This window comes from Catenibacterium sp. CAG:290, assembly GCF_000437715.1.
GTDB lineage: Bacteria > Bacillota_I > Bacilli_A > Erysipelotrichales > Coprobacillaceae > Catenibacterium > Catenibacterium mitsuoka_A.
In genome coordinates this window covers 1-5,708 of the sequence record NZ_FR898809.1, presented here as the reverse complement: position 1 = coordinate 5,708, position 5,708 = coordinate 1, and the positions used below count along the sequence as shown (strand labels likewise).

At 34.0% G+C, this 5,708-nt stretch carries 6 protein-coding genes; 2 read left to right on the top strand and 4 right to left on the bottom strand.

The genetic code is table 11. From position 1 onward, the window contains the following. Positions 1 to 819, top strand: an 819-nt coding sequence (locus QVO42_RS05040) for a Gfo/Idh/MocA family oxidoreductase (RefSeq protein WP_288163857.1), incomplete at its 5' end; no start/stop codon positions are given. 11 nt (positions 820 to 830) lie between these two features. Beyond that, positions 831 to 1,808: a Gfo/Idh/MocA family protein gene (locus QVO42_RS05035; protein WP_022425064.1), complete on the top strand. Its 978-nt coding sequence runs from the start codon at positions 831 to 833 to the stop codon at positions 1,806 to 1,808. A 22-nt stretch (positions 1,809 to 1,830) separates the two neighbouring features. On the opposite strand, the gene QVO42_RS05030 is transcribed toward QVO42_RS05035, so the two are convergent. From QVO42_RS05030 to QVO42_RS05015, 4 genes are all read right to left on the bottom strand, one after another. Next, positions 1,831 to 2,103: a hypothetical protein gene (locus QVO42_RS05030; protein WP_022425063.1), complete on the bottom strand. Its 273-nt coding sequence runs from the start codon at positions 2,101 to 2,103 to the stop codon at positions 1,831 to 1,833. Between the two features lie 109 nt (positions 2,104 to 2,212). Continuing rightward, positions 2,213 to 2,830, bottom strand: a complete 618-nt coding sequence (locus QVO42_RS05025; RefSeq protein WP_022425062.1) for a flavodoxin family protein — start codon at positions 2,828 to 2,830, stop codon at positions 2,213 to 2,215. An 11-nt stretch (positions 2,831 to 2,841) separates the two neighbouring features. Continuing rightward, positions 2,842 to 3,762 carry an aldo/keto reductase gene (locus QVO42_RS05020; RefSeq protein ID WP_022425061.1) on the bottom strand — a complete coding sequence of 307 codons (921 nt, stop codon included), beginning with the start codon at positions 3,760 to 3,762 and terminating at the stop codon, positions 2,842 to 2,844. Position 3,763: 1 nt separating this feature from the next. After that, positions 3,764 to 5,515 (bottom strand): M24 family metallopeptidase, encoded by a 1,752-nt coding sequence (locus QVO42_RS05015; RefSeq protein ID WP_288163856.1) that lies wholly within the window; start codon positions 5,513 to 5,515, stop codon positions 3,764 to 3,766. Positions 5,516 to 5,708 lie beyond the last annotated feature (193 nt).

Sequence of the window (5,708 nt, the reverse complement as noted above, 5' to 3'; positions counted from 1 at the left end):
GTAGTGACTTTAAAATCGAGTCTTCATTATGAATATGCGAAAAAAGTATTAGAAGCAGGAAAACATTGCGTAGTAGAAAAGCCATTCGCAGCAAGTTATGCACAGGCAAAAGAACTATTTGATTTAGCTGAGTCTAAAGGACTCATGCTTCAATGTTATCAAAATAGAAGATTTGACAGTGACTTCTTAACTGTTCAGAAGGTCATTGAATCTGGAAAGCTTGGGGATCTATTAGAATTAGAAATGCATTTTGATTACTATCGTCCAGAAGTACCAGAAAGCATTCATGAATTCTCAGTAATTGATTCTTATCTCTATGGTCATGCTTGTCATACCTTAGATCAGGTCATCTCTTATTTTGGTAAACCAGATCATGCACATTATGATGTACGCCAATTATTAGGTACAGGACGTATGAATGATTACTTTGATTTAGATCTTTATTATGGAACTCTAAAGGTCTCAGTAAAATCATCATATTTCCGTATAAAAGAGCGTCCTAGCTTTGTTTTATATGGTAAGAAGGGAATGTTTACTAAAACAAAAAAAGACCGTCAGGAAGCGGATTTGAAACATTTCTATATGCCTTATGAACATGATGACTTTGGTTTAGATACCCCAGCTGATTATGGTACTCTTATCTATGATGAAGAAGGGCATTATCATGAAGAAAAGGTAGAAACAATAAAAGGTGATTATGGTTACTACTATGATGCATTGTATGAAACAATCATCAATCATAAGCCACAGCTTGTTACTAAGGAACAGACATTATTACAGATGAAGATATTAGAAGATGCTATTAAAGGATTGAAATAGGAGGAACTATCATGAAATTAGGTATTGTAGGATCAGGAATGATCGTTAAAGACTTTTTAAAGATGTTTAATGAATTAAACGGTATTGAACTATTAGGTATTTCAGCACGTAATGAAGAGAACTTAAAGAACCTTTGTGTTCAGTATCCTATTGAACGTTATTATTTAAGTTATGAAGAAATGTTGGAAAATAAAGATATTGATACTATTTATGTAGCTGTACCAAATGATCTACATTTCATTATGTCTAAAAAAGCGCTTCTCGCAGGTAAAAACGTTATATGTGAAAAACCATTCACGACTAACCTCAAAGAGGCTTTAGAACTCAAGGAAATCGCTGAGAAAGAGGATTTGTTCCTTTTAGAGGCTATTCCTAATCGATTCTTCCCTAACACATATCTATTAAAAGAAAAGGTAAAGGAATTAGGCAATATTCGTGTGATTAACTTTAACTTCTCACAATATTCATCAAGATATGATCGTTTTAAGAAGGGAGATATTGCGCCTGCTTTTGATCCAAATCATTCAGGCGGTTCTTTAATGGATTTAGGTGTTTATAACATCAATCTTATTATGGAACTTTTTGGTAAACCTGAAAATGTAGATTATTATCCTAATATTGAAAGGGGTATTGATACATCAGGTGTACTTGTAATGGATTATGGTTATATGAAAGCAGTTTGTGTTGCCGCAAAGGATTGTCAGGCACCGCTATCTTCTACTATTCAGGGAGATGAAGGTTATATTGTCATGAGAAGTCCATCAAGTCAGATTACTGAATTCCAGATGGCTTTTAATAAGCAGGAAGAAGTGACTTATAACGAAAACGGACCACATAACCGTATGTATTATGAATTTGTGGAATTAAAGAAAATCATTGAAACAAATGATAAAGAAAAGATGGCTGCACTTTTACAGGATACATTAGATGTTATGGAAGTACTTACTGAAGCAAGAAAAAAAGCAGGGGTTATATTCCCTGCTGACTAAGAGATGTTCAACATCTCTTTTTTTATATTTTTAAATCTTTATGAACTATTCCAACAAAAAATAGAATAAGAATTGTGACTAAGACAGTAATCACAAATAGTTCTAAAGTGTTCTGCTTAGGTTGTTCTTTTCTTTGAACTGTGACTGAAGCATTTTTATTTGTATTATTTGTATTTTGAACTGTTTCTGTAAGAACAGGTGAATAAGCCTGTACAGAGGTTGGCTGTACACAGCCAATCACTAACATTATAATTGATAAACACTTAATTAATCGCATCATGATAGAGTTGCTCATTGAAATGCCTTCTTTCCCCATATACAACTGTATTCTAGTCCTCATATAAACAATCGTCAATATAACAAGCGCTTACAAATATATAAAAAAGAGAAGAAAAATTCTTCTCTTAGTGATGGAAATTTGTATGTCCAGTAGAAAGTTCTGGTCTTTCAAGACCAGCTTTTTTACCTGCTTCAATAGACTTAAGAAGCCAGCTCATATTTTTTGCGATATTCTGCATAGTCGCAATACCTTCTGCATCTTTATAAACATCTTCAGGTTCACTTCCAAAGACTTCATTCCAATAATTGGCAGATACAATAGGCATATGAGAAATACTGAAATGTTTGTTGACAACATCCATGCTTGCCACCTGTCCAGCACGTCTTGCACTAAAGATACAAGCTCCTGGTTTATAGACAAAGACACTCTTATTTGAGTAGAAGGCTCTGTCTAATACCGCAAGTAATCTTGCACTCGGATGAGCATAGTAGACAGGTGAGGCAAAGATAAAGCCATCACAGTCTTTTGCTTTTGTAGTGATTTCATTGACTACATCATCAAATACACATTGATGTTCAGTTACACACTTCTTACAGTTCATACAATCCGCAATAGGCTGATTGCCAATAAAGATGATTTCTGTTTCAATACCTTCTTCTTTAAATGTTTCAGCCATAATATCTAACGCTGCACGTGTACAGCCATTATTACGGGAACTTCCATTAATCATCAATACTTTCATAATGTACCTCCTTATGGTAATGGTTTACCACTTGCTAGATAAAGATCATACCATTCCTGACGTGTTAATTCGATATTCGCAGCTTCTGCTGTTTCAATTAAATGTTTAGGAGAAGTCGTACCAGTAATTGCTTGAATATGGGCAGGATGTCTTAAAATCCATGCAGTCGCAATTGTGGCAGGAGTAACATTATATTTCTTAGCTAAATCATCAAGAACGTTATTTAATTTCTTATAATCAGGATGATTTAAGAAAGTCCCTTCAGCCCAAGATGCCTGCACAATACTCCAAGCCTGGATTGTAATATCATTTAAACGACAATAGTCAAGCACACCGCCATCTTTATCAATCGCAAAGTCTTCCTTCATATTCATGTTCATACCACTATCAATCATTACAGAATGCACAATAGAAAGCTGTAACTGATTAATAATAATAGGATGCTTTGTATATTTCTGTAATAAGGCAATCTGTCCTGGTGTATGATTAGACACCCCAAAGTATTTGACCTTACCACTAACATACAGTTCATCAAATGCTTCTGCCACTTCTTGTGGGTCACATAATGCATCAGGTCTATGCAATAAAAGAATTTCTACATGATCAGTATGGAGTCTTTCTAAGGATCCATTGACTGCATTTATAATATACTCTTTAGAAAAGTCATAACGTTTCCCAGGTACAATGGCACACTTTGTTTGAATAATCATCTTTTCACGATATTCAGGATGTTTTTCAAGAACTTGGCCAAATAACTCTTCTGACTTTCCTCCACCATAAATGTCAGCATGATCAAAAAAGTTAATACCACAATCTAATGCAGTCTTCACAAGTTCTTCTACTTCCTCAACACTCTTATCTGCAATACGCATACAGCCCAAGGCTATTTCAGATACTTTTAAATCAGTTTTTGGTAAATCATAGTACTTCATATTAAATACCTCTTGTATAAGTTTTTAACCATTCATTTTCTTCATCAGTTAAGTATGGCTTTAATGATTCTCTTACGAATTCATGATACTTATTCAATGCTTCTCTTTCATCAGTTGTTAGTAAAGAAACATCAAGACCATCTAAGTCAATAGGACATAAAGTAAGAGGTTCAAACTTCATCCACTGACCATACTCATTCTTGATATCTTCAACACATAATAATTCATTTTCTAAACGGATACCAAACTGACCTTCGATATAGACACCAGGTTCATCCGTTGTAATCATACCTGCTTCCTGAATTGCAGAAGGCTTACGTGGATCACGTAAACGTGGTCTAATATCATTTGGTCCTTCATGGACATTTAAGAAATGACCGACACCATGACCTGTACCACACTGGAAATCAATATGCTGCTTCCATAACTCATGTCTTACAAGACCATCAATCCAGATACCATTTGCACCATATAAGAAAACAGCTTCCTGCATCTTCAACATAGCCTTTAATACATATGTGAAGTATTTTCTTTCAGTCTCACTGATTTCACCTAAGATGAATGTACGTGTAATATCAGTTGTACCATCTAAATACTGTCCACCTGAGTCAATAAGAAGCATACCTTCTTTTTTAACATGAACATCATGTTCATGAGATGGATGATAATGCATTAATGCCGCATTTTCTTTATAAGCAGTAATTGTATTAAATGAAATATCAGTAAATAATTCCTGTGCTTCTCTAAAGCTTAATAACTTATCAGTAATAGAACATTCAGTCGCATCATCAGGCATAGAAGTCTTTAACCAATACATGAACTTAGTCATTGCTACACCATCTTTTAAATGGGCATGCTTTGTATTTTCAATTTCTATATCTGACTTAATACTCTTGAAGTATTGAGATGGGTTAGATCCATCCATGATTTCACAGTCTATAAATGAATAAATGGCATAGTTAATAGCACTTAAGTCTACAAGTACCTGACCACTTAATCTCTTTGTATCTAGATAGATATCATCATAAGAACGGATTTCAACACCATCATTCTTATAAGCTTCAATCATTGTTTCATCATAAGTACCATCCTGAAGATATAAATAAGCGTTATCTAAAGTAATAATACTAAATGCCATAGCCATTGGAGAATGAGGAATATCTTTACCTCTAATATTGAATGTCCATGCAATATCATCTAATGATGTAATGATGTGCGCATTACATTCATTTTCTTCCATATAACCACGAATCCATTCAAGCTTCTGTGCTGTGCTTTGTCCATGATACTTCACATCATAGATATAAGCAGGTTCATGAGAACGTTCTGGACGATTTGTCCATACATCAGTCATATCGATGTCTTTTAATTCAAAATCAGTTTCTCTACCTTCATCTAAATCAATGATAAATGAAGCAGTTGTTACCTTACCATTGAAGCCAAGTACATCACCATCATCAAGATGATCAATGAGGAAATCCTTCACACTAGGAACATCTGCATTACCCATCTTCATGAGTTTAATACCAGGATAGAGTTCTTTTTCTGCCTGAATGAAATAACGTCCATCAGTCCATAACCATGCTTCTTCCTGTCCTACAACTAGGACACCTGCAGAACCAGTAAAGCCGCTTAGATACTTTCTAAACTGGTCATGTTCGCCTACAATTTCGCTCTGATGATCATCATCAGTAGGCACATAATAGAACTTGATATTTTGTTCTTTTAATCTTTTCTGTAATTCTTTTATCATTTTTTTATCACCCATGATAAGTTTAACACAAATGAGGGAGATAAGGTATAATATAATTAGGAGATGAAGTGTGAAACAAAAATCAATCAAAACGTATAAAAAAAGACAAACTTAAAAACAAGTTTGAATAATTTAGAAAAAAATAGAATAATTGAATATTATGGTTTAGTTAATTTAGAAATGTCAAAACCTG

What these genes read in the sequence shown, in the direction of transcription:
- QVO42_RS05035 (WP_022425064.1), top strand. Translation starts at nt 831, where the DNA reads ATGAAATTAGGTATTGTAGGATCAGGAATGATCGTTAAAGACTTTTTA.
- QVO42_RS05025 (WP_022425062.1), bottom strand. Translation starts at nt 2,830, where the DNA reads ATGAAAGTATTGATGATTAATGGAAGTTCCCGTAATAATGGCTGTACA.
- QVO42_RS05015 (WP_288163856.1), bottom strand. Translation starts at nt 5,515, where the DNA reads ATGATAAAAGAATTACAGAAAAGATTAAAAGAACAAAATATCAAGTTC.
- QVO42_RS05020 (WP_022425061.1), bottom strand. Translation starts at nt 3,762, where the DNA reads ATGAAGTACTATGATTTACCAAAAACTGATTTAAAAGTATCTGAAATA.
- QVO42_RS05030 (WP_022425063.1), bottom strand. Translation starts at nt 2,103, where the DNA reads ATGAGCAACTCTATCATGATGCGATTAATTAAGTGTTTATCAATTATA.